Below are 607 nucleotides of genomic sequence, written 5' to 3'. Positions count from 1 at the left end.
TTAAAGTCCTCGACCAAGCACGAGAAGCACTCGCTCAAGCAGTTGTCTTCCTAGCCAATGAGAAAGAGTCTGACCACACAGAAGATGAGTTGATTGATAAACTCAAAGCTATTCTTACTCAGTTAAGATAAGTTAAGCTTAGACTAGTCGGAAACTAGCTAGAATAGTGATTGATAGAATGTTGGAAAAACTCAATTTGAGGTGAACATTCAGAAAATCTTTCTCTGATAAAACGCATAATATCAAGCTTTTTAAGGCAAGGTATTATGCGTTTTTATTATTTTGAACCTTTTTGTTCCATCCTTTTTGTGATATTTTTCCCTTATTTCACAAATATTTCATATTTGGATTTTATAATAAGTTATAGTCCAGTTTTTACTATACTTTGATATTCAAATATGTTATACTATGATTATCAAAGTAAATGAAAGGAGTTACGAACATGACGCCAGAAGAAATGTATCTGACAGAGCGATTAGATGTACAGATAGCTCATTTTTTAAAGAAAAGCGTTCAACATCGTAGACGCTATAAGGTATTAAAAATAACAGAAATCGTGGCAGGTTTTCTCATAGCTGTTTTTTGTGCTATTCCTATGCCAGGTGAT

Annotated in this window: 1 pseudogene; it reads left to right on the top strand. The window is 33.1% G+C overall.

From position 1 onward, the window contains the following. Positions 1-442: 442 nt before the first annotated feature. Positions 443-607: pseudogene (locus tag WKI42_RS10595) on the top strand (DUF4231 domain-containing protein); the annotation flags it as partial.

It is taken from the genome of Streptococcus pseudopneumoniae, from assembly GCF_038148935.1.
Classification (GTDB): Bacteria; Bacillota; Bacilli; order Lactobacillales; family Streptococcaceae; genus Streptococcus; species Streptococcus pseudopneumoniae_U.
This window is presented reverse-complemented; position numbering and strand designations above follow the sequence as displayed.